This is a genomic window from Candidatus Binatia bacterium (assembly GCA_023150935.1).
In the GTDB taxonomy this organism is placed as follows: Bacteria; Desulfobacterota; Binatia; order HRBIN30; family HRBIN30; genus JAKLJW01.
Genome location: JAKLJW010000018.1, coordinates 63,676 through 86,526, shown reverse-complemented (window position 1 = coordinate 86,526; position 22,851 = coordinate 63,676). Strand labels below are relative to the sequence as shown.

Genomic DNA, 22,851 nt, shown 5'->3' with positions numbered 1-22,851 from the left:
TATCGTCACGCGGCGGCGCGCATCGACTCGAGGATCTCGCGTGCCTTGCTGAGCTTGATCTCGCCCGAGGCGATCATCTGTTCGACGACCTGCTCGATGAGCTCTTCCGACGCCCCGGCGGCGACGGCGAGACCGCGCGCGTGCAACGCCATGTGCCCGCGTTGAATACCGTTGGTGACCAGGGCGCGCATCGCCGCGAAGTTCTGCGCCAGACCTACGGCGGCCATGACCGCCGAGAGGTCGCGGGCCGAGGTCACCCCGAGCAGGCGCAAGGAGAAGCCGGCGCGAGGGTTGAGCTCGAGATTGCCGCCGACGATGCCCACCGCAAGCGGCAGCTCGATGGAGCCGACCAGCGTGTCGTTCTCGACAACCCACTGTGACAGGGCGCGGTACTGCCCGTCGCGCGCCGCATAAGCGTGGGCGCCGGATTCGATGCCACGCCAGTCCTGGCCGGTCGCCATGGCGACGGCGTCAATACCGTTCATGATGCCCTTGTTGTGCGTGGCGGCCCGGTACGGATCGGCGTGGGCGAAAGCCCATGCCTCCATCATTCTGCGCGCCACGTCGGCGCCGCCGAAGCCCTCCATGTCGAGGCAGCGGTAGGGCAGGCGGCAGCGGGCTCGCGCGAGTCGCTGGTCGGCGAGGTTGGACAGAATCCGCAGGCGCGCGCGGCCACCGCCGATTTCCTCGATGGTTGGCGACAGAGCTTCGGCCATACTGTTGACCGCGTTGGCTCCCATGGCGTCGCCGACGTCGACGACGAGATGCACGACGAGCATCGGCCCTGTCGGCGTGTCCGGCAGGGCGCGAACTTCGATGCGGCGGGCGCCGCCGCCGCGCTTCAGCATGTTCGGATGCACCGCATTCGCGGCGGCGAGCAACTGCGGCGCGGCGGCCTGTATGCGCCGGGTGGCGCCGTCCGGGTCGCGGACTTCGACGAGCTGGATCTGGGCGATCATCAGCGGCGCATCGGCCTCCGCGAAAAAGCCGCCGGCGTCACGAATGGTCCGCGCCGCAAAGCTGGCTGCGGCGACCACCGAGGGCTCCTCGATCGCCATCGGCACGAGCCGTTCGCGGCCGTTAACGAGGAAGTTGAGCCCGACACCCAGCGGCAGTCCGATGACGCCGACGGCATTCTCGATCATGTGGTCGGCAGCCTCGAACGACAGCGGCGTCGGCTCACGGAGCGCTTCGAGATCGGTGCGGTCGATGCCGCCGCGATCGGCAAGCCGATCCAGACGCTGCGGCCAGTTGAGCCGATAAAAACCTTCGATCCGCGAACCGCGCCCGTTGCTTTCGTTGTGCTTCGTCATCGTCGTCACGCCTTCTCCTCCGACCGGCGGCTCCCGGCCGCCCGCGGTCCCTTCCCCCTGTGAGTTGCATCGGTGCCGGCGGCATGGTCGCCTGCCGTCATCCACTCGCGGATGCGCGCGCCGAGCACCAGCGGCTGGCGGCGCAGATCGTCCAGGGTGCGCGAGCCGGTCAACAACATCGCCGCCCGCAACCCGTTTATCAGTTCGTCGACGAGGGCGACGGCGGCCTCCATGCCGCCGCCGCGATAGGCGCGGAAGATCGGCAGGGCGGCACCGCACAGGCTTGCCCCGAGGGCGATCGCCTTCGCGATGTCGAGACCGTTGCGGAGCCCACCGCTGGCGATCAGCGTCAGGCCGCTGCCGCGCAGCATCGCCAGGGACGCCGCCGTCGGGATCCCCCACGACGAGAACAACTCGCCGAGCGCCCGGCTTTCGTCGTTACCGCGCAACGCCTCCACTCGCACCCACGAGGTTCCGCCAGCGCCGGAAACGTCCACGGTGCGCACGCCGGCTGCGTACAGGGCCTCGCCCACCGCCCGCGAGATACCGCAGCCGGTCTCTTTGGCGATGATGGGGAAAGGCAGCTCCGCGGACAGACGCCGCAGCGTTGTGTACCCGTTGTGGAAACTGCGATCGCCCTCCGGCTGGATCAACTCCTGGGCCGGGTTGAGGTGCAAACACAGGGCGTCGGCGCCGACGCGTTCGACGAGTTCGCGCACCGCCGTCGTCGATTGCTCGCTCGCCTGATTCAAGCCGATGTTGGCAAGCAGCACGGTGGTCGGCGCGTGCGCACGTACCTCGAAGGTCCAGGCGGTATCCGGATCGCGCTGCATGACCCGCTGACTGCCGAGCCCGAAAGCGATGCCGCACCGTTCGGCGATGGCGGCGAGGTCGCGGTTGATCCGGTACGCTTCGTCCGTCCCGCCGGTCATGCCGGTGATCAGGAAAGGGGCGCGCAGGCGCTTACCGAGGAACTCGACCTGCAAGTCGATGTCGGCCAGCGCCAGCTCGGGTACGGAGTTGTGCATCAGGTCGACGTCTTCGAAAAGAGTCGTCTTGCCGCGGTACTCGACCTGCTCGTTCTCGCAGATGTCGAGGTGCGACTGCTTGCGCTCGCGCATCGCGCGGTCGGGATTTCTCTTAGCAACGCGCAATGGTCACTCCTTCCCGCGACAGCGCCACGTCGAGCACCGCAAACCCGGCTGCCTCCCACGCTCGGCAGACGGCGGCGGCCATGTGCGCGTCGGTGGCGACCGCGATTGCGCAGTCTCCGCCGCCGGCACCGGAAGCCTTGGCCGCAGCACCACACCCGCGCGCGGCGCGCACGAGCGACCGCAGTGCCGGAGTGACCACAGGCAGGTGCAACTCCGCGCCCAGGCGATCGAGCGCGTCGCCGCCGGCGTTCAGCGCATCCAGAGCGACGCGGCCGCCGCGCAGGGCCGCAACGAAGTCGGCAACGGCGGCACGAGTGCGTTCGAAGAAACCGGCACGCGCCGCGGCATCCGGCGGCGACGCCGTCCGGTAGCGCTCCACGAGACCGGTGGTCGACGCCGGCGCGCCGCTCCACCCCGCGAGCAGCTCGGTCCCGGTCGGCCACGGCAGCGGCGTGACGATCGGCAGCCCCTCGCCGCGGGGCTCGAACAGAGTCGTACCGCCGAACACACTGGCGACGACGTCGCCGCCGCTGCCCGTTCCCCCCTGGGCGCGCCGGTGCGCCGCCAACGCGGTTTCGAGAAGAGCGATGCGCCCGCCGGTAGTGTCCGGCGAGCTGTCCGACAGGGCCTGCAGGGCAGCCACGGTCGCGACCACGGTGGCGGCACTGCTCCCAAGCCCGGTCTTGCCGGCGACCGGATCGTCGAGCGTGGAAGTGACCTCAATAAGCACGTCGCGGCGCGCCAGCCCCGGCCAACGCTCGACGACCGAGCGCCAGGCCGCCAGAACAAAGCGCAACGGACCCTCCTCGGCGGGCGGCTTGCCGGCCGCGAAACGCACGCTGCCATGAGCGCCAGCCTCGATTCGAACGTCGGCTCCCGCCGTACCGGCCTGCACACGCGCGGTAACGAACCGATTCACTGCCGCCACTACGGCCGGACAACCGTCCAGCACGGCGTACTCGCCGAGGACGAACAACTTTCCGGGTGCATGGGCAGCGATTACGTCGGTCATGCCGCCTCCACTAACGCCACGCCCGGCCCGGGCCCGGAGAGCAGGACGTCGACCACCCCACCAACGGCACGCAGCGCGGCGGCGACATCGTCGCGCTGCGCTCGCGGGCAAACGACTTTCACCTGCGGTCCGGCGTCGATCGTGAAGTACGCGTCCAAACCTTCTTCGCGCAGGGCGTGTACCCTGTGGATAACCGCCAGCGTGGCGGGATTCCAGTACACCAACGGGGGTCGTGCGGTAAGGGCGACCGCGTGCATGGCAAGACAATTCCGCTCCGCCGCTGCCCCGGCGAGAGCGAGGTCGCGGTCGAGGACCCCACTGCGAATGGCATCGAGGTCGGCCCGGTGGGCCGCGAGCCATGACTCGTAGAACGGCGACAGTTCCGCGGCCCGCGCCATGCCCTCCCTGGAACCAACCGACTTGGGCCCGCGGGCGGTAATGGCTACCGCCACGGCGATGTCCCAGTGCTCGGCGGGCGCCACCGGCACCGCGTACGAATCGCTGCCGTCGGGCGCCGAACCTCTGAGCCACTCGACAAAACCGCCGTAGATCGACCGGCAAGCAGAGCCCGAACCACGCCGGGCGAGCACGGAGAGTTCACGGTCGGTCAGAGCGACGCCCGCAGCCGCGATGGCAGCCCGCGCCAAGGCCGCATAGGTCGACGCCGAGGAGGCGAGTCCTGCGGCCACCGGGAAGTTGGAACGAAGATCGACCGTGGCGCGAGTTCCGCTGCGGGCCAGCGCACGGATCAAATCGATGAAACGTCCGATCCGGTGTGCCTCGCCCGCCGGCGCGGGCTCGCCCGAGAAGGTGATGAGATCGGTGGACAGAGCGGGGAGGAAAGCAACCCGGGCCGTAGTTTCCAGCCCGTCGAGGGTGAGCGAAAGGCTGCCGGTGGCGGGCAGGTTGAGCGCGGCGTCGCGCTTGCCCCAGTACTTGGCCAGAGCAACGTTCGCATTGGCCCGGGCGATAGCGACTTTCATGCTGCTAACCGTCCGGTCAGTGGCTGCTCGATCATCCAAGACGCCAAGGTCGCTGACCCTTCCACCAATTGTGGTGCCGGAAAAAGGACCCGGTGGCCCCAGGATGCCACAACCCCACCCCACGACCCCACCCAGCATTAACCGTCCGGTCTAAACCGGTCGGTCAGGGCTGGAGTTACCGGAACGCAGGGGGCGAGTCAAGGTGAGGTTTGTGCGGCCCGCCGCGTGATTCCCGCCAGTGCCACCGGCGGGACCGAGCCGTTGATATTCTCGACGGCCAGCCGGTCGGGGCGACCCCCGAAAATCTGGCAGCCACGGTGCAAGACCCGGCAGGACCAGGGCGAGTCGAGCCGAGGCGGACTGTACCCCTCTGAGTCGCCGAGTTGACTCGCCCCCCAAATCAGGCCCACGAACGCCCGGTTGATGGGGCTCGACAGCGTGGGATAGGGGTCGAGCGCGCGCGCCGACCAGGGGGTTGCCTGTTCACTGACCTCGAGCAGGTACGCCAGGCTGAAGACGTCGTGGTCGATGAGGTTCTCGGACGCGAAGACCAGACCCACATCTGGTGTCGCGACGTGCCCGGAGTCGGGCCCGAGTGAAGTCTGGAGCTGCGTGCCGACGGAAAGCGTCAACCGCAAGCGCTCGCGGATCTCTCTGCAGCCGTTAATCTCGGCGCACTTCTCGAGAAACGACGCGGCGTCCCGGTGCAACTCGAGCCGGCTATCCTCGCGCAGCCAGCCGACGGCGCCTTTGAGCCCGAGGGTCGACCCGGCGATCAGGTGCTTACTCACCCGCGGCAGATAGACAATGTGATCCACCTCGCGCACGAGGCTGGGCACCCATATCTCGCGCCGGTAATGACTGTCGGCCGGCGGCTCGGCGGCGAAATACGCGTCGTAACCCGCCTCTTCGAACCCGGCGACCGCCGCCTGCGCGTGCAATGCCGCCCCTTCCAGTCCGGCGTTGCGCATGCACTCGCGCGTGGAGCCGCGCTGCTTGCTCGCCGTGTGGTGTACCGCCTCGACTCCGGACTGGTCGCCCACGTACACAACCGCACCGCGCTCGCGGAGCAGCGACGCCATCACACTCACCGCCGCCGGATGCGTCGTCGCCGGATATGGATTCGCGGAGTTGCACACCACCTTGAGCAGTACCCGATCGCCCGGCGACAACCACGAGAAGTCGGTAGCGGCGAGCGCCGCCTCGCGGATCGCCGTCCCCAGCACACCGATGGGAGCGTCCTTCTGCACCCCGACCGCGGCAACGCGCACCGCGGGCCGCATCGGAAGCGGCGGTAAGGGCTGCGTTGCGGCTCCGACGGACCGCGGGGCGGACAGTGCCGGTGCAATCGAGGTCGCAGCAAGTGCGGCCCCCGCGGTCAGGAACTCCCGACGACTGATTCCGGGCGTCGCCCCCGGTCCGGCCGGCCTTACCAACCTGTCGCGGTCGTATCCCATGCGCGCGCTCCTCGAATGAACCTCTACCGTACGCGCCCCACCCCCCAACTCTCAACCCCCCCAGGCCCTCAGGCCCCCAATCCCTCAACATCCCTTCCCCCCTCCATTGTGCTACACGCGCGGCATGGACCTCTCGTACTCGCCGGCCGAAGAAGCCTTTCGCACCGAGTTGCGCACCTGGTTGCAGCAGAACCCTCCAGGCCCGGAACCCGTGGCGCTCGGCGAATGGGTTGCCTACGGCAAGGCGTGGCAGCGCAAGCTGTACGAGGCGGGTTGGTGCGGGATTCACTGGCCGGCGGAGTACGGCGGACGCGGTGCCTCGCTGATCGAGCAGTGCATCTTCCAGGAGGAGATGGCCCTCGCCCGCGCCCCCATGCTCATCAACCTTGCCGGCCTCACCATGGGCGGCCCGGTGCTGATCGCCCACGGCACAGACGAACAGAAGCGGCGCTACCTGAAGAACATCCTCACCGCCGAAGAGATCTGGTGTCAGGGATTCTCGGAGCCCAATGCCGGCTCCGACCTGGCCGCCCTGAAAACCAGGGCAATCCTCGACGGCGATTCGTTCGTCGTCAGCGGGCAGAAGGTGTGGACCAGTTTTGCGCGCTACGCCGACTGGTGCATGTTGCTGGTGCGCACCGATCCGGACGCGCCGAAACACAAGGGCATTACCTTCCTGCTCGTCGACATGCACAGCCCGGGGGTCACCGTGCGGCCGCTGAAACAGATCAACGGCGCCGAGGACTTCAACGAGGTGTTCTTCGAGGAAGTACGCGTGCCGCGAACCAACGTGCTCGGTGAGATCGACGGCGGTTGGGACATCACGATCACCACGCTCATGCACGAACGGACGACGTTGACCTTTAGCCGGCAGTTGCAGTCGCGGGTCGCGCTGTCCGACCTGTTGCGGTTTGCGCGCACGTGGCAGCGCAACGGCCGGCCGGCGACCGCCGATCCGATCGTGCGCCAGCAACTGGCGCAGGCGATCATCGAGAGCGAAGTGATGAAGTACACGGCTTACCGCAGCCTGACAAAGACATTGCGCGGCGGTGTGCCCGGACCGGAGGGATCGATCGAGAAACTGTTCTGGAGCGAAATGTACCAGCGCATGCTGGAGAGCGCGGTCAGCATCGCGGGACCGTTCGGGCAATTGCTCGAAGGGTCGCCGCACGCACCGATGGACGGCATCTGGCCGTACCTAATGTTGTACTCGCGCGGCCGTACGATCGCCGCCGGTACGTCGGAGATCCAGCGCAACATCATCGCCGAGCGGGTCCTGGGCTTGCCCCGGGGAAAGTAGGTTCGGCCGTGCCGTGTGTCGTGGGTGTTTCGGGGACGGTTATGTTTGCAGGTCAGGGCTGGAAACCTGTTCCGAGTTCCAGTCGGTTGCCGGTGCCGGCAATGCTGCTGACACGGTCACTGGCCTGATCTCGGTCTGACGCGGTCCGGAAGCGGGCCCCGGGAGGTTGCGGGCATGCCAGAACGTTCCGCGGCAAAGTTCGGTTCGCGCAGCCGGATGTGGCGGCGGCTGGTCGCGGCGACGAGCAGTCTTGCCGCAGCGGGGTTGCTCTCCCTGTGTTCCTGCGGCGGAAACGGTTCGCAGGGACAGTCCGCCTGCAGCGGCGCCTGGTACTGCCTCCGGCTGGAAGATCGTGGCAACGTCATTGTCGTGCCCACCTCCCTGGAGCCACTGACACTCGACCTCGGGGCGCCGGCGTATATCGAGGTCGTGGTGGCCGGCTACCACCGCAATATCGAAGCCTCTGCGCAGGTTCCGATCCACACTTACGTGAACGACCAGACCTCCGCCGACCCGCACGAGACCGGGTCCGTACCGGCCGGCTCGCTTGCGTCGGCGTCGACACTGATCCCCCTCCGCACGCTGCGGATGTACGATCACCGCGTCGACCTGACGTTCCACCCCATCGGCGGCAACGGCCTCGATAGCGTGGTCGTCCCCGTCGAAATCCGGGTGAATGTACCGCCGCGAGCGGTCCTCATCGGAACGGACCGGTCGTGGCTTGGTGTGACGCCCTTCGAGGATCGATACGGTCCAGACTGCAGCACTTGCGACGATCCCGCTTCGCACTGTTCGGCGCGTGGCGAGCCGGTTACCACGCAGCGCTGCTGCATGGGTGTCGTGAACAACCTCGACCTCTGCCGGCCATGGGGAGCGGCCTACAACGACGCCGGAAACGCCGCCGCCGTTCGGGCTGCCCTGGGCGCCCAGGCGTGGGCGTCGCAGGTGGTTCGCGACGGCCCGACCGACCAGAACCACGTGTTCCTCGACGAAGACCGCTATGCATGGGACGTCGTTCCCGGCCAGACGCACGGCTGGATCGCCGACTGGACGTACAATCATCTGAAGCCGAACTGGGGCGGACATTGGAGTATCGGGACGGGTCTGCTTCCCGGCGCGACCTGGATGAGCTTCTGCGGCGCGCCGTGCCGCAACACGAACGGATCGACCGGCCTCTTCGATCACACGAACGGTTTTCTCATGGAACAATTCGGCAACTTCACATCCGCACTGGGCCACAGGTACCGCGGGAAGGTGCACTACTACGAGCTGGCGAACGAACCGGCGGCGGAGTTCTGGCTGTGCGGCTGCACGAACGAGGAAGGCGTCTGGGATAAATCCGTCTGCACCGATAACGAGGCCATGGGCGGCCAGAACCTTCCCGTCTGCTGGTGGTCGTGGGATGCCGAGCAGGGACGTTACACCGGCGGTCCCTACGCCCGCGAGTTCGCCACCTGCCCGGACGGACGCTGCTACGGAAACTTGCTGCTCGACACCGCGGCCATCGCCGCGAACCGGCTCGCCGTTGCCGACCCGGAGGCGATCCTGATCACCGGCGAGACCGACACGCCCAGCCCCGGAACGCAGTACCTCTCCGCGGTGACGCGGTACTTCATCGAGCAGGGCTATTTCGCGGATCACCCCAACACTGTCCTTGGAGTTCACTCCTATCCGCAGGTGCCGGTCAATCTCTGGCTGGGCGATATCGACTGCGCTTACGCCGGCGCGTTCAACTATTACCTGGATGAGGGCTGCGAGACCGCGCCTCCTCTGTCCGGTACGTTCGCGCCGCACCCCGGCGACCCGCCGCGTCCCGTCCGCGAGTTATGGATCGCGCAGGATTGCGCCGCGGACCTCTCGGAGTTGCTGGCCGAGATCGCGGCCATGCAAGCTGCGGGCGAGCGCGTGTCGCTGGACGAGCTACGCCTGTTCGACACGGAGATTCACAGCGGGTGGCACGAGGAGTGGAACGGCCGGCGAAGCGCCCTGACCGACCCGGCACGCGAAGCGATCGCCGGGCTCCGCCTCGCGGCAATCATGGCCCACCAGGGCTTCGTCGGCATCGAGTTCACTAACGGCCCCGCGGATCCGACGGTGTTCAACCTCCTGGTGAAGAGCCTCTCCGGTGCCGTGCCGGTCTGGCGGCCGGACTCCCCGCGCATCGTCGACGACCCGTCAGCGTACAACGGCGTCGTTGCGAAGCTCTTCAATCGGGGCCGCGAAGACGTGATCGCGATCTGGAACAACGGCGAAACGACAGGCGAAGTCCGTTTCGAAGGTATCGCCACGAACGCCTCTTTCAAAGACATCGGCCTCCTTGTTCTGGCGCTCCAACCGGGCGTGGGCGGCGATGCCGCTGGGCTCGTCGGCAACGAGACCCGTCTGGTCACGCCCCCCGGCAGTCTCGCAATAGAGCCTCTGACGGAGTTCGTCTTCCTGTCCGTGGTCAGCGATCGCCCCGGCTTCGGGTGGCTCGGGACGCTCGGGTTCGAGGATGACGCAAGCGTGGGCGCGGTTCGCGGCCGGTCTTCACTCCGCCGCCGCGGCGGAGTGTGACCTCCGGGCTTATCTGCCTTACGATTTCCGCGTTTGCGCGCAGCACGCCTGACTTGCTTGACATCCTACCTTCAGTGGACGTAGCTGGGGTCATCGCCAAACGGTGACGGGTTGGGGCGGGGTGCCCCCGAAGTGTTTACTGGGGGGCGCGACCGCTGGACGGCCCATCGCGAAGGGGAGGGACACGATGAGACGCGGCACGGCGGCTCTACTGGTAACGGCGGGTTTGTTCGCAACCCGACCCGCGAACGCGGCGACGGAACCGACAGCGGCAACTCTGAAGCAGTTCACCTCCCGCAGCCACGTGCTGGGCTTCGACAGCGAAGGCTACTACGTGTCCAATGGCACCTACGCCCTGCGGGTACGGTTCGAGAACGCCAGGGCGGTTCAGCCGAGTGCGGACGAGTCAGCGGGAGCCGAGGGGGACGACACCAGAGCCGCGCCCCTGAGCCGGGTGTCGTACGCTGAGCTGTGGCCCGGTATCGCTGTCGCCTACGACGCGCCCGGCAGTGGCATCGTGCGCAGCACGTGGACCTTGGAGCCGGGAGCGGACCCGGCCTCGATCCGTCTGCACTACAACCGGGGGGTGAGCATTGCCGAGGATGGCAGCCTGGGCGTGGTCTTCGAAACCGGCTCGGCGCACGAAAGCCGGCCGGTGGCATGGCAGGTGGTGAACGGACGGAGGCAGGCGGTGGACGTCGCCTTTACGAGGCTCGACGATCGAAGCGTCGGGTTTCGGGTCGGCGAGTACCGCAGTGACCTCGCACTGACCATCGACCCGACGCTGACGTGGAACACTTTCCTTGGCACCGGCGGCAGCGACTACGATTACGGTTACGCGATCGCCGTGGACGGCAGCGGTAACGTCTATGTGGCGGGCAACAGCGACGGCACCTGGGGAAGCCCGGTGCGCGCCTACACCGGATCGTCCGATGCATTTGCAGCCAGGTTGACCCCGGCCGGCGCGCTTGATTGGAACACCTTCCTCGGCGGCAGCAGCACCGATTATGGATATGCCATCGCGGTAGACGGCAGTGGCAATGTGTACGTGGCAGGGCAAAGCAACGCCACCTGGGGGAGTCCCGTACGCGCCTATAGCGGGAGTGACGCGTTTGCGGCGAAGCTCGACTCGGCCGGTACGCTCGCCTGGAACACCTTCCTCGGCAGCAGCAGCACCGATTCTGGACATGCCATCGCGGTTGACGGCAGCGGCAACGTGTACGTGGCCGGGTACGGCAACGCCACCTGGGGGAGCCCGGTACGCGCCTACGCCGGATCATCCGATGCATTTGCAGCCAGGTTGACCCCGGCCGGCGCGCTTGACTGGAACACCTTCCTGGGGGGCGGCAGCGCCGATATTGGATTTGCCATCGCGGTTGACGGCAGCGGCAACGTGTACATGGCGGGATCCAGCGGCACTACCTGGGGCAGCCCGGTGCGTGCCCACAGCGGGTCAACTGACGCTTTTGCCGCGAAGCTCGACTCGGCCGGGACGCTCACCTGGAACACCTTCTTGGGCGGCGGCGGCTCCGATCCGGGCTACGCTATCGCGGTGGACGGCAGCGGCAACGTCTATGTCGCGGGGCAAAGCGGCACTACCTGGGGCAGCCCGGTACGCGCCTTCAGCGGATCCGGTGACGCTTTTGCCGCGAAGCTCGACTCGGCCGGCACGCTCGTCTGGAACACCTTCCTCGGCGGCGGCAGCGACGGTGACATCGGCCGCGCCATCGTCGCAGACACCAGCGGCAACGTATACGTCGGCGGCTACAGTGGCGCCACCTGGGGCAGCCCGGTACGCGCCTTCAGCGGATCCTTTGACGCGTTTGCGGCGAAGCTCGACTCCAGCGGCACGCTCGGCTGGAACACGTTCCTCGGCGGCGGCGGCTCTGATGCAGGCAGGGGTATCGCGGTCGACGCCAGTGGCAACGTCTACGTCGCGGGGGAGAGTAACGCCAACTGGGGCAGCCCGGTGCAACTTCTTGGCGGGTCATCCGACGCGTTCGCGGCGAAGCTCGACTCGGCGGGCGCGCTCGGCTGGAACACCTTCCTCGGCGGCGGCGGCGATGAAGACGGGCGAGCCATCGCGGTAGACAGCGGCGGTAACGTCTATGTGGTGGGAGACGGCGGCAGTACCTGGGGCAGCCCGGTGCGCGCTCACAGCGGCTCCACTGACGCGTTTGTTGTGAAGCTGACGTCGGCCGGTGCGCTCACCTGGAACACCTTCCTCGGTGGCAGCACCAGCGATTATGGCTTTGCCACCGCCGTGGACGGCAGCGGCAACGTCTACGTGGGAGGATACAGCAACAGCACCTGGGGCAGCCCGGTGCGCGCCTACAGCGGAAGCATCGATGCGTTCGCGGTGCAGTTGACCGCGGCGGGTGCGCTCGCCTGGAACACCTTCCTCGGCGGCAGCGGCACCGATTACGGCTACGCCGTCACGGTGGACGGGAGCGGCAACGTCTACGTCGCGGGGCAGAGCAACGCCACCTGGGGCAGCCCGGTGCGCGCTCACAGTGGGAACGAAGACGCGTTCGCCGCCAAGCTCGACTCCAGCGGCACGCTCGGCTGGAACACCTTCCTCGGCAGCAGCAGCTACGATTATGGCTACGCCGTCGCGGTGGACGGGAGCGGCAACGTCTACGTCGCGGGGCACAGCAACGTCACCTGGGGCACCCCGGTGCGCGCCCACAGCGGCAGCAATGACGCGTTTGCGGTGCAGTTGACCGCCGCGGGTGCGCTCGCCTGGAACACCTTCCTCGGCGGCAGCGGCACCGATTACGGCTACGCCGTCGCGGTGGACGGGAGCGGCAACGTCTACGTCGCGGGGCAGAGCGACGCCACCTGGGGCAGCCCGGTGCGCGCATACAGTGGGAACGAAGACGCTTTCGTGGCAATGGTCGCGTACGATCCGCCCACCCCGACTCCGACCAGCACGCCCACGCGCACCCCGACCGTGACCCCGACGAATACGCCTACTTCCAGTCCTACCTCGACGGTCACCCCAACCGCTACCCCGACCAGCACGCCCACACAGACCCCGACAATCACGCCAACGGCGACCCCCACGCGCACACCGACGAACACGCCAACCTCCAGTCCCACCTCGACGGTCACCCCAACCGCCACCCCGACCAGCACGCCCACACAGACCCCGACGAACACGCCGACGGGGACACCGACGAACACGCCGACGGGGACACCCACACATACGCCAACCAGCACCCCGACGGACACGGCAACGACGACCCCGACTGACACGCCGTCAACGACACCCACCCGCACCGACACTCCGACGAGCACCTCGACGGCCTCCCCAACGGATACCCCGACGGCGACTCCTACCCTGGTGCCGACCGAGACGCCGACCGACACTCCCACCGCTTCGCCAACGGGCACCCCGACCGCATCGCCGACCGACACTCCGTCGGCGACGCCGACCGACACTCCGTCGGCGACGCCGACCGCGACGTCCTCGGCCACCCCCAGCCCAACTGCCACACTGCCATCGCGCGACTCGGTGATCCTCCCCCTGAAGCCACTGACGGTTAAGATCGGCTCCGGCGACGCCGGGGCGACCAAAGCAATCCGGGTGAAGGTTCAGAACGCCGACATACTGCCCGCCGCCGAGCTCCCCGGCCACGTGATCCAACTCATTGCCGGGAATGGCAATTGCCCTGCCGGCACGGTGGCCGGCCTGCCCGACTTCGATAAGGACACCCCCGGCGCCCAGGACTCCATCCTCGTTCCCGGCGGCAAGTCGGCGAAGGCGGTGGTGACATTGAACGTCAGCGCCGCCAGTTTCAGCGGCTTCAATGACGTCGCTCCAACTCGCTGCACGCTCAGCTTTTCGGTCACCTCACCGGGCGGCAGCGATCCGGCGCCTGGAAACAACACGGCGCCCATGGAGCTGAACGTCTTCGACGCCAACGACAGCGATCAGAGCAGCGTGCACGAGACCTTCGTCAGGAGCCTCAAGCCGCTCAAGATAACCATCGGCGACGGCAAGCCGAGCGCTGTCAAGGCGACCAGGCCCGCCCCCGGCAACGCCGACATCGTTCCGCTGCCCGAGGCTCCCGGCGATACGATCACGGTGACCGCGGTAGACGGCGACTGCCCGGTGGGCACGGCCGGGGTCGCGGACTACGACAGGGACACGCCGGGGCAGCAGAATACGGTGACAGTCGAAGGCGGCAAGACCGCCAGCGGCACGCTGCCGGTGACGGCGACGGCCGCGGGATTCGCCACCGCGAACAAGAAATCGCCGGCGCGCTGCGTCGCGACGGTGACCGCCACCGGACCCGGCGGCGACACGGCCGCGAGCAATAACAGCACCAGGCTGGTGATCGACGTGTACGACAAGAACGACTTCTGACGAACGGCTCCCGATCTGCTCCTACTGCCCGGCCAAGCCTTCCCGGGCGCTTCCGTTTCCGCCGTGCCGAGCTACGAGGTATTGGATCGCTTGCATGGCGCGAAGAAATCGGATGGTCAGGCCATGCGTTGCGGGCGGCAGTACCCTTCGTTACGTCTCGCCGCCGGATCCCGCCATCGTCTCGGGATTCTCTTCTCACTGCGGCAGACCTGCCGGCGGCCTGAGGTTCTGCACGTCGCCGCTCAGCGCGAGCATGAAATCGACGAGGTCGCGCTTCTCCTGTGGCGTGAGACTCAGCGGAACTATCAACGGCGACAGATTCGCGTTCTTGACTCCGCCGCGGTCGTACAGTTCGACGACTTCCATCAGTGTCGCTTCGGAGCCGTCGTGCATGTACGGCGCCGTCTCGACGATGTTGCGTAGCGTCGGGGTCTTGAAGGCGCCCTTGTCGGTGTCGTTCCTGGTGCGATCGTTTCGTCCCAGATCGGGCTTCGGCTTGTCCATGCCGACACCGAGGTTGTGGTAACGCTCGTCGGTGAAGTTGAAGCCGCTGTGGCAGGTGACGCACCGGCCCTTGCCGAGAAACGCGGTCATGCCCCGCACGGCAGCCGCGCTCATGGCGCTCTGGTCGCCGGCGACGTAGCGGTCGTACGGGCTGTTTCCGGATACCACCGTGCGCTCGTAAGACGCGATCGCCTGCGCGATGCGCGGCATCGTCACCTCGGACGTGCCGAACGCCTTCTGGAAGTACGGGCCATAGCCTTTGATGGCCTGCACCTTCTTCACCACCTCGGCATGCGACGGCATCGCCATCTCGACGGGGTTCGTCAGCGGTCCGTGCGCCTGTTCTTCGAGGTCCGCGGCCCGGCCGTCCCAGAACTGCTCCTTCGAGAAGAGCCGATTGATCACCGTCGGGCTGTTGCGCCCTCCCGGCAGACTACCGACGCCCAGCGACACCGCTTTCGGATCCGCGAATCCGTGATACGGGCTGTGGCACGAGGCACACGAGACGGTGTTGTCCTTGGAGAGACGCGGATCGTTATACAACAGCTTGCCGAGCTCGATCTTCGCGGCGGTCATCGGATTACCGGCCGGAATGAGCGCCGCCTGCGCCGAGAGGCCGAGCGGCAACTCCATCGTGAAGTCGCCGGATTGCACGACTTCCTTCTTGCCCCGCACCGCTGCCGATTCCTCCGCCCGCATGCCACGGGGAACCAGCGTGAAGAGCGCAAATGCCATCGTTACCGCCGTACGGTTCCGCAATGCCCGACGCATGCTTGCACTCCTCTCGTCGGCCGGCGTCAGCGCTTGGCCGTCGGACGAGCTTACGCCCGCAAACGGGGCCTGACAATGCGGCCCCGGCGCCCGTTGCGTCGGGTCTCCGGTCTCCGTTTTCCGGGCGGACTTCTCGGCGTCGGTCAGGCGACGCAACGTGTGGCCGAGCGGCGTCGCGTCTCTGCGGCCTTCTAATGTTGCTCGTTTGGGACTAGATGGAGCCATGCCGCGCATCGTGCTCGTTGCCCTCGGGGGGTTGCTCGGATCGGTAGCGCGCTACTGGCTGTCCGGGGCGGTGCAGCAGTGGGCTGACCGCGACTTTCCGTTCGGTACCCTCGCCGTCAACCTCGCCGGCAGCTTCGTTCTCGGTGCGGTAATGGTGCTGTCGCTCGATCGAGGTGTGATCGAAGCCGACACGCGAACCTTCCTGACGGTGGGGTTTTGCGGGGGCTTCACGACCATGTCCACCTTCAGCTACGAGACCCTGGCTCTGATCCGCGACGGCGACGTCCTGGCGGCCGGGGTCAACGCCGTCCTGAGCGTCGTGGCGTGCGTGATTGCGGTCTGGCTCGGCATGGCCGTCGGCCGTGTCATCTGAGGGAGGCGCCATGAAGATAACCGGAGAAGGCAAGTTGCTGCGCATCTTCGTCGGCGAAGCGGACCGCCACGAGGGTCGCCCGCTCTACGAAGCGATCGTGCGCAAAGCCCGCGAACTCGGTCTTGCGGGAGCCACCGTCTGGCGCGGCATCGAGAGTTTCGGCGCCCGCAGCCGCATCCACACCGCCAATATTCTGCGCCTGTCCGAGGATCTCCCGATCGTCATCGAGATCGTGGACAACGAAGAGAGGGTCCGCGCGGCGTTACCGGAAATCGACGCGATGATCGAAGCCGGCGGCGGGGGAGGTTTGATGACCATCGAGAAGGTCGAAATCGTCAAGTACGCGGTCGGCCGCGGCTGAGTGCCTGAACCAATTTCTCCCGCAGTCCGCCGAAGGCGCCGTTCGACATCAACACGACGACGTCGCCCGGTTGTGCGGCATCGACGATCGCGGCGCAAATGTCGGTAGCCTCGCCGACGGCGCTTGCCGTGACGTTGCGAGCGCACAGGTCGGCAACGAGCTGCTCGGGCGAGAACAGGTCGGCTGCCGCCACCGCGTCGGTCTGCTTCTGAAATACGCCGCCGATGACGACCGAGTCGGCGCGGGTAAACGCTTCCGCGTACTCGCGCTGGAACACCTTGCGCCGGCTGGTATTCGAGCGCGGCTCGAACACCGCCCACAACCGCCGCCGCGGATAGCGCAGGCGCATAGCCGCCAGCGCCCCGGCGACGGCGGTTGGGTGGTGAGCGAAATCGTCAATAACGGTAACGCCGCCGAATTCGCCGACCAACTCCTGGCGCCGCGCAACTCCACGGAAGCTTCCCAGGCCGGGAAGAATCTCGGCCGCGGTAAGGCCGAGCGCGTCGGCCAGCACGAAGACCCCGAGGGCATTGCGCGCGTTGATCGGGCCGGGCAGTCGGATGCTCGCGTCACAGACGACCTGACCGTCGCGGACGACGTCGAATCGGGTCGCCGTTCCGTCGTCGGTCAGATTGCCGACGCGCCACGCCGCCCCCTCTTCCAGCCCGAACGTCGTGCAGCCCGGGTGAAGCGCGGCAATAGCGTGCGCGGCGGGAAAATCGGCGGCGACTGCCAGCGGTGCTTCGCGAGGCAAGATCGACACGAGCTGCCGGAAGGCGTCCTTCACGTGATCGAGGTCGCGATAGATGTCGGCGTGGTCGAACTCGACCGCGGTGAGCAGCAGCGCGCGCGGCCGGTAGTGCAGGAACTTCGGCCCCTTGTCGAAGAACGCCGTATCGTACTCGTCGCCCTCGACGACGAAGTGCGGGCCGCCGCCGAGCTTGTAGTTGCCGCCGAAGTCGAGCGCGTCGCCACCGACCATGACGCTCGGGTCGCGGCCGGCCTGCTCGAGCACCCACGCCAGCCAGGCTGTCGATGTCGTCTTGCCGTGCGTGCCGGCTACCACAATCGACGTGCGTTCGCCGATAAACAGCTCCGCGAGCGCCTGTGGCAGCGACGCGTAAGCGAGGTCGCTCGCCAGCAGTGCCTCGACCTCGGGGTTGGCGCGCGACACCTTGTTACCGACGATTACCAGATCGGGTCGGTCGGCGAGGTTTTCGGCGCGATACCCTTGCCGCACGGCGATACCGAGCCGGTCGAGCACCGTGCTGACGGGAGGGTAGACGTTCTCGTCGGAGCCGGTGACGATGTAGCCGCGCCGTTGCAGCATGCCGGCGAGGGCAGACATGGCCACGCCCGCAACGGCGATGAGGTGCACGCGGTTACACTCGCCGCTGCGCACCGCGGCGGGGATTTCGTTGCGGCTCACGAACCGCTCCCAACGCCGGCCGGGCGAAGCGACCCCCGCGCTTCCGTCTTGCCCTGCAACGCCGCAACGATCAGATCGTGAATGCGCGGACGAAACGCGCGGATGGCATCGTTGTCTCGCCGCGGGTGCACGCGGTTCGAAAGCAAGATGACGTGGCGCCGCTGCTCGAGATCGAGCCACACCGACGTGCCGGTGAAACCAAGGTGGCCGACCGAATGGGGCGAGAACTGGCGCCCCGCGCTCGAATCGACCGGCGACGGCGAGTCCCAACCGAGACACCAGGTCGAATCCGGAACCGTGCGGTCGCGACTCCAGAACTCGCGCATGATCGCCTGCGGAATACTACCGCCGCTGGTGGAGTAGCACTCGACCAGATGGCACAGGAGACGGTCAAGGTCGCCGGCCGAGCTGAACAGACCCGCGTGGCCGGAAATGCCGCCCATGGCCCAGGCGTTGTCGTCGTGCACCTCGCCGCAGAGCACCTTGTTTCGCCATGGACAACGCTCGGTCGGTGCGATCATCTCGGTGGCGGGTTCGAGACGTCTGATGCGCAGCGCCGCGAGGTCGACGAACGCCGTCGACCGCAAACCAAGCGGCTGGAATATGCGCCGCTTGCAGAAACGGTCCAACGGTTCGCCGGACAGATCCTCGACCAGAGCTCCGAGCAGGATGAAGCCGAGGTCGCTGTACACGGCTCGGGTGCCGGGTTCGTAGTCGAGCTTGCTGCGCTCTATGGCGTGGTAGACGTAGGTCTTGGCGCCGGGGCTCGCGAGCAGGTTGACCCGGCCGCCGCTGCTTTCGAGTGCCCGCAGCTCTTCGTAAAACGGGCGCCAGGCCGGAAGGCCCGAGCAGTGGCTCAACAGGTGGCGTACGGTGACGTGCGTCTTGCCGTAAACGCCGAAGTTGTGAAAGACGCGGCTGACCCGATCGTCGAGGCGCAACCGGCCGGCGCGGACAAGCAGCATGATCGCCGCAGTCGTCGCAAACGGCTTGGTGAGCGACGATACGTCGAAGATCGTATCCTCGCGCATCGGTGTTACCGTCGGTTCGAGGCTGCGATGGCCGAAGGCCCGCCGATAAACGCCGCACCGGGCGTCTCGCACCAACAGGACGGCACCGGGAAAGACGCCTTGCGCGACGGCACGGTCCATCGCGTGTTCGACTTCGGCAAGATCCGGCGAGCCGGACCGCGGTTCGGCGGCGACGCCCAACTCAGTCATGGCTGGACAGCGGCGCTTCGAGGAGGATGAGGCGATCGCCGGCAAGGCGGGCGCGGACGCCGAACGGCAAGGTGAGCGTTCCCCGACCGTGTCCGCTCGGCAATCCGAAGGCGACCGGATAGGGGGCGTCGGCAAAGGCGTCGTAGATCACGTCGCGTACGGTGACCGACTCGCCGGGGTTGGCCTCGCACCCGACCATTTCGCCGAAGACAACTCCGGCCACCTGGTCGAACATGCCCGCCTGGCGCAACTGCGTGAGCAGCCGGTCGATCCGATACGGCTTCTCGTTGACGTCTTCGAGAAACAGCAGTCCGCCGCGGGTGACCGGGGCATAGGGTGTGCCGAGCGACGCAGCGAGAATCGACAGGCAACCGCCGACGAGGACGCCTTCGGCTTCTCCGGGTTGAACGACCTCTGTGGCAGCGGCGTGCCATCCGACACGCTCGCCGCTCAGCAGCCGCAGCAGCAACTCGGCAGCCTCGGGACGCCGGGTAAAACCCGCGACCATCGGGCCGTGGAAAGTCACCATGCCGGCGCGTTGGACGAGGCTGTTTAACAGGAACGTCGTGTCGCTGTGGCCGACAAAGATCTTCGGGTACTCGCGCAGCAGGTCGAAGTCGAGCCGGGGCAGCAGCCGCCCCGAGCCGTAGCCGCCGCGGGCAGCAAAGATCGCCGTAACGTCCGGATCGCGGAACATCTCGTGTAAGTCGGCCACCCGCAGGTCGTCGGGGCCGGCCAGATAGCCATGGCGTTTGTGAGCGGCCGCGCCGACGCGAACGATCAGGCCGGCGCTCTCCAGCATGGCAACTCCGGCGGCGAGCGCTTCGTCGTCGACGGCGCCCGCCGGGGCGACCACGGCAACGACGTCGCCCGGGTTGAGAGGAGCGGGCTTGCGAGGGATCATCGGGGCGCTGCCAGCGCGGTTACGGATTCCAAAGTCGATCGGGACGGCGCCCGCATCTCCACACCTCCACCGAACTCGGTATATCGCACAAGCCGCCGGGGGGCGGAAGGGTTCGACCGCGACAACCGACTACCGGGCGGGCAAGCGGCATGGTAGGGGACAGGTGGGAGGTTCCCATGACGGTCAACGCGAAGTGTGTGCGCCGCCTGCTGTCGGTAGGCGCGCTAGCGGGCGCCGTTGTCCTCGGCGTCGAGGGCGCCGAGGCTCAGTACTGCTCGTCTTACCTCGGCCTGTACCAGCAGGGGGCGACGGACGCTCAGGTCGCGCGTCTGACCGGCCTGTCGGTTTACGAGGCGCGCTTCTGCCGGCGTGTTCTGAGCGAGCCGATCTACATCGGACCGGCCGGGGCTCCGCCGGTCAATGCCGCCGGACGGCCACCGGGACCCAACGCTGCGGGCCCGCCGCCCGGCCCCGGTATGCTCGGCCCGCCCCCCGGTGGTGCGGCCGGACCGCCGCCGGTGGGCAGGGATGTAAGGCGGATTCCTTGAGGGGGACTGGGGGGCGTGCGGGCCTGGGGGCCCCTTTTTGGCTTGGGCCGCATCGATCGGTTTGTTGCGGCCGTTCGGGTCCTCGAGGATTCACCGCCCGCGGGTCTCCCCGCCATTGACCCGAGAAGCCCAGTATCGTAAGGGCGGTCGACGGTGCGGCGGTTGTAGGAAGTGTGCCGGGCGCGGTTCCCGTTCGTGAGAACGGTTGCCGGCTCGATCGGGGTTGCGCAGTTGGTAAGAGGGGCGAGTGACCCCAATCCGGCGGGTTGGCGGGTGGTGGCTTAACGATTGCTTTTATTTGGGTTTCGCGGTGGTGTGGACGGAGGTTTATATCCGCCGGGCCGCGCGCCCGCGGAGCCGGGCCAGATACCAACAGGGAAGGGGAATATCATGAGCGCCACACAGGCACATCACACGAGCGAGGAAGAGTCCCGCAAGGTTGCCGAGGAATCTCGTGAAACCGAGTGGACCGGTCGGGCTTTCATTCGGGAGCTGTTTCTCGGCAACTTCGACGTCGACGTTATCCATCCCTTCCCGGAAGAGAAGGTGGAGCGGAAGGAGTTCAAGGAGTTTTACGACAAACTCGAGCACTTCCTCAAAACCGAGGTGGACCCGGTCGCGATCGACCAGACCGGCGAGTACCCCGAGTCGGTGATCGAAGGGCTGCGCAAGCTCCGGGCCTTCGGGATGAAGATCTCGACCGAGTACGGCGGCCTTGGCTTCAGCGTCACCGAGTACACCAAGGTCATGAAGATGGTGGGCTGTTACGACGGCAACATTTGCGCCCTGCTGTCGGCACATCAGTCGATCGGCATTCCGAGCCCGCTGAAGATGTTCGGCACGCCGGAGCAGAAAAAGAAGTATCTGACCCGCTGCGCCGACGGGGCGATTTCGGCGTTTGCCCTCACCGAACCTCACGTCGGGTCCGATCCCGCCAGCCTCGCGACGACCTGCGAGCGCGATGGCGACGTCTACGTGATCAACGGCGAGAAACTGTGGTGCACGAACAGCACCCTTGCCGAGTTGCTCGTGGTCATGGCGCGTGACCCGAAGACCAAGAAGATCAGCGCCTTCATCGTCGAGACCGATCACCCCGGGGTAAAGGTCGAGCACCGCTGCCGTTTCATGGGCCTCAAGGCACTGGCTAACGGCGTGGTCAGCTTCAAGGACGTTCGGGTACCGAAGGAAGACCTGATCGGTGCCGAGGGGCAGGGTCTGAAGATCGCGCTGATCACGCTGAACACGGGGCGGTTGACGTTGCCGGCTGCCTGCTCGGGTATCGCGGCGCAGTCCTTGGAAATCGTGCGCGGCTGGTGCAACGAGCGTGTGCAGTGGGGAGTTCCCATCGGCAAGCACGAGGCTCTGGCACTCGACCTTGCGGAGATGGCGGCCACCGCCTTTGCGATGGAGTCGATCAACAAGCTTGCCGGCGCCATGGCCGATCGCAAGGGTTACGACATCCGGCTCGAAGCGGCGGCGGCGAAGGAGTGGAACACGGTGCGGGCCTGGGAGATCGCGGACCGCACCCTGCAGATTCGCGGGGGACGGGGGTACGAGAGCGAGCGGTCCCTCAAGGAACGCGGCGAGACGCCGCTACCCGTCGAGCGGGTGATGCGCGACTGCCGCATCAACCTCATCTTCGAGGGCTCCAGCGAAGTCATGCACTTGTTCATGGCCCGCGAGGCGGTCGATAAGCACTTGCAGGTCGCCGGTGCGGTGATCGATCCGAAGGCAACCACGGCAACGAAGCTGTCGGCGATGCCGAAGATCGCGGCGTTCTATGCCAGGTGGTATCCGCAGTTGTGGCTCCGCGGCCTGGCGACGCCGACGAAGTTCGGCGACTGGGGGCGGCTCGCCAAGCACATGCGATTCATCGAGCGCAGCGCGCGCAAGCTGGCGCGCGAGAGCTTCCACGGCATGGCGCTCTATCAGGCCAAGATGGAGCGCAAGCAGGGCTTCCTGTTTCGCTGCGTCGACGTGGTCATGGAACTGTTTGCCATGGCGGCGTCGTGTTCCAATGCCCGCCACATGCTCGATACCAACCATCCGGACGCCGCCAGGGCAATCGAGCTGGCCGATCTGTTCTGCTGCCTGTCCGAGCGCAAGGTGAAAGCGTCGTTCAAGGCACTGTGGTCAAACGACGACGCGAAGATGAACAAAGTGGCGGCCGGTCTCCTCAAGGGCGAGTACACATGGCTCGAAGGCGGACGCATCACCTTCAATCTGCCCACGGAGAAGTACCGGGCCGTGAAGTTCAGCGAACGCGCGGGCGCGGCCGACGCCCCTCCGGCTGCCGCGGCTTCGTGAGTCGTCGGGGAGTCGAGGGGTCGAAGGAGTGTAATTCCTTCGGCTCCCCGACTCCCCGGCTT

Annotated in this window: 16 protein-coding genes; 7 read left to right on the top strand and 9 right to left on the bottom strand. The window is 67.0% G+C overall.

Going from position 1 to position 22,851, the window contains the following annotated elements; genetic code table 11:
* Nucleotides 1-5: 5 nt before the first annotated feature.
* The 5 genes from L6Q96_12420 to L6Q96_12400 form a co-directional block, all read right to left on the bottom strand.
* Entirely contained in the window at nucleotides 6-1,313 is a 1,308-nt protein-coding gene (locus L6Q96_12420; GenBank protein ID MCK6555364.1) for a hydroxymethylglutaryl-CoA reductase, degradative, read from the bottom strand.
* 5 nt (nucleotides 1,314-1,318) lie between these two features.
* On the bottom strand, nucleotides 1,319-2,434 hold the full coding sequence (gene fni, locus L6Q96_12415; protein ID MCK6555363.1) for a type 2 isopentenyl-diphosphate Delta-isomerase: 1,116 nt from the start codon (nucleotides 2,432-2,434) through the stop codon (nucleotides 1,319-1,321).
* 19 nt (nucleotides 2,435-2,453) lie between these two features.
* The gene (locus tag L6Q96_12410) at nucleotides 2,454-3,479 is read right to left on the bottom strand and encodes a hypothetical protein (GenBank protein MCK6555362.1); all 1,026 of its coding nucleotides are present in this window, start codon (nucleotides 3,477-3,479) and stop codon (nucleotides 2,454-2,456) included.
* Nucleotides 3,476-4,462, bottom strand: coding sequence for a diphosphomevalonate decarboxylase (gene mvaD / locus L6Q96_12405; GenBank protein MCK6555361.1), 987 nt, complete (start codon nucleotides 4,460-4,462; stop codon nucleotides 3,476-3,478). Before mvaD ends, L6Q96_12410 begins: the two co-directional genes overlap by 4 nt.
* A 197-nt stretch (nucleotides 4,463-4,659) precedes the next feature.
* Entirely contained in the window at nucleotides 4,660-5,919 is a 1,260-nt protein-coding gene (locus L6Q96_12400; GenBank protein MCK6555360.1) for a DUF362 domain-containing protein, read from the bottom strand.
* 124 nt (nucleotides 5,920-6,043) lie between these two features.
* On the opposite strand from L6Q96_12400, the gene L6Q96_12395 reads away from it, so the two are divergent.
* From L6Q96_12395 to L6Q96_12385, 3 genes are all read left to right on the top strand, one after another.
* Nucleotides 6,044-7,219, top strand: coding sequence for an acyl-CoA dehydrogenase (locus tag L6Q96_12395; GenBank protein MCK6555359.1), 1,176 nt, complete (start codon nucleotides 6,044-6,046; stop codon nucleotides 7,217-7,219).
* Between the two features lie 174 nt (nucleotides 7,220-7,393).
* Nucleotides 7,394-9,775, top strand: coding sequence for a hypothetical protein (locus L6Q96_12390; protein MCK6555358.1), 2,382 nt, complete (start codon nucleotides 7,394-7,396; stop codon nucleotides 9,773-9,775).
* A 187-nt stretch (nucleotides 9,776-9,962) separates the two neighbouring features.
* On the top strand, nucleotides 9,963-14,147 hold the full coding sequence (locus L6Q96_12385; GenBank protein MCK6555357.1) for an SBBP repeat-containing protein: 4,185 nt from the start codon (nucleotides 9,963-9,965) through the stop codon (nucleotides 14,145-14,147).
* 195 nt (nucleotides 14,148-14,342) lie between these two features.
* Here L6Q96_12385 and L6Q96_12380 read toward each other — a convergent pair whose 3' ends face one another.
* A complete protein-coding gene (locus L6Q96_12380; protein MCK6555356.1) occupies nucleotides 14,343-15,422 on the bottom strand; it encodes a cytochrome-c peroxidase in 1,080 nt (359 codons plus the stop codon).
* A 223-nt stretch (nucleotides 15,423-15,645) separates the two neighbouring features.
* Here L6Q96_12380 and crcB point away from each other — a divergent pair, with 223 nt between their 5' ends.
* Together crcB and L6Q96_12370 are read left to right on the top strand one after the other, a co-directional pair.
* Nucleotides 15,646-16,020 carry a fluoride efflux transporter CrcB gene (gene crcB, locus L6Q96_12375; protein MCK6555355.1) on the top strand — a complete coding sequence of 125 codons (375 nt, stop codon included), beginning with the start codon at nucleotides 15,646-15,648 and terminating at the stop codon, nucleotides 16,018-16,020.
* A 10-nt stretch (nucleotides 16,021-16,030) separates the two neighbouring features.
* Nucleotides 16,031-16,381 (top strand): DUF190 domain-containing protein, encoded by a 351-nt coding sequence (locus L6Q96_12370; GenBank protein MCK6555354.1) that lies wholly within the window; start codon nucleotides 16,031-16,033, stop codon nucleotides 16,379-16,381.
* Here L6Q96_12370 and L6Q96_12365 read toward each other — a convergent pair.
* Genes L6Q96_12365 through L6Q96_12355 form a run of 3 tightly spaced genes read right to left on the bottom strand, consistent with a single transcriptional unit; the run spans nucleotide 16,356 to nucleotide 19,934 of the window.
* Nucleotides 16,356-17,810, bottom strand: a complete 1,455-nt coding sequence (locus tag L6Q96_12365) for a Mur ligase domain-containing protein (GenBank protein MCK6555353.1) — start codon at nucleotides 17,808-17,810, stop codon at nucleotides 16,356-16,358. The genes L6Q96_12370 and L6Q96_12365 overlap by 26 nt on opposite strands.
* A complete protein-coding gene (locus tag L6Q96_12360) occupies nucleotides 17,807-19,030 on the bottom strand; it encodes a beta-lactamase family protein (GenBank protein MCK6555352.1) in 1,224 nt (407 codons plus the stop codon). The genes L6Q96_12365 and L6Q96_12360 overlap by 4 nt, the downstream gene beginning before the upstream one ends.
* Nucleotides 19,023-19,934: an LD-carboxypeptidase gene (locus L6Q96_12355; protein ID MCK6555351.1), complete on the bottom strand. Its 912-nt coding sequence runs from the start codon at nucleotides 19,932-19,934 to the stop codon at nucleotides 19,023-19,025. Before L6Q96_12355 ends, L6Q96_12360 begins: the two co-directional genes overlap by 8 nt.
* Nucleotides 19,935-20,110: 176 nt before the next feature.
* Between L6Q96_12355 and L6Q96_12350 the strand changes: the two genes are divergently transcribed.
* Entirely contained in the window at nucleotides 20,111-20,482 is a 372-nt protein-coding gene (locus L6Q96_12350) for a hypothetical protein (protein MCK6555350.1), read from the top strand.
* A 390-nt stretch (nucleotides 20,483-20,872) separates the two neighbouring features.
* Nucleotides 20,873-22,789: an acyl-CoA dehydrogenase family protein gene (locus tag L6Q96_12345; protein ID MCK6555349.1), complete on the top strand. Its 1,917-nt coding sequence runs from the start codon at nucleotides 20,873-20,875 to the stop codon at nucleotides 22,787-22,789.
* The last annotated feature ends 62 nt before the right edge of the window (nucleotides 22,790-22,851 follow it).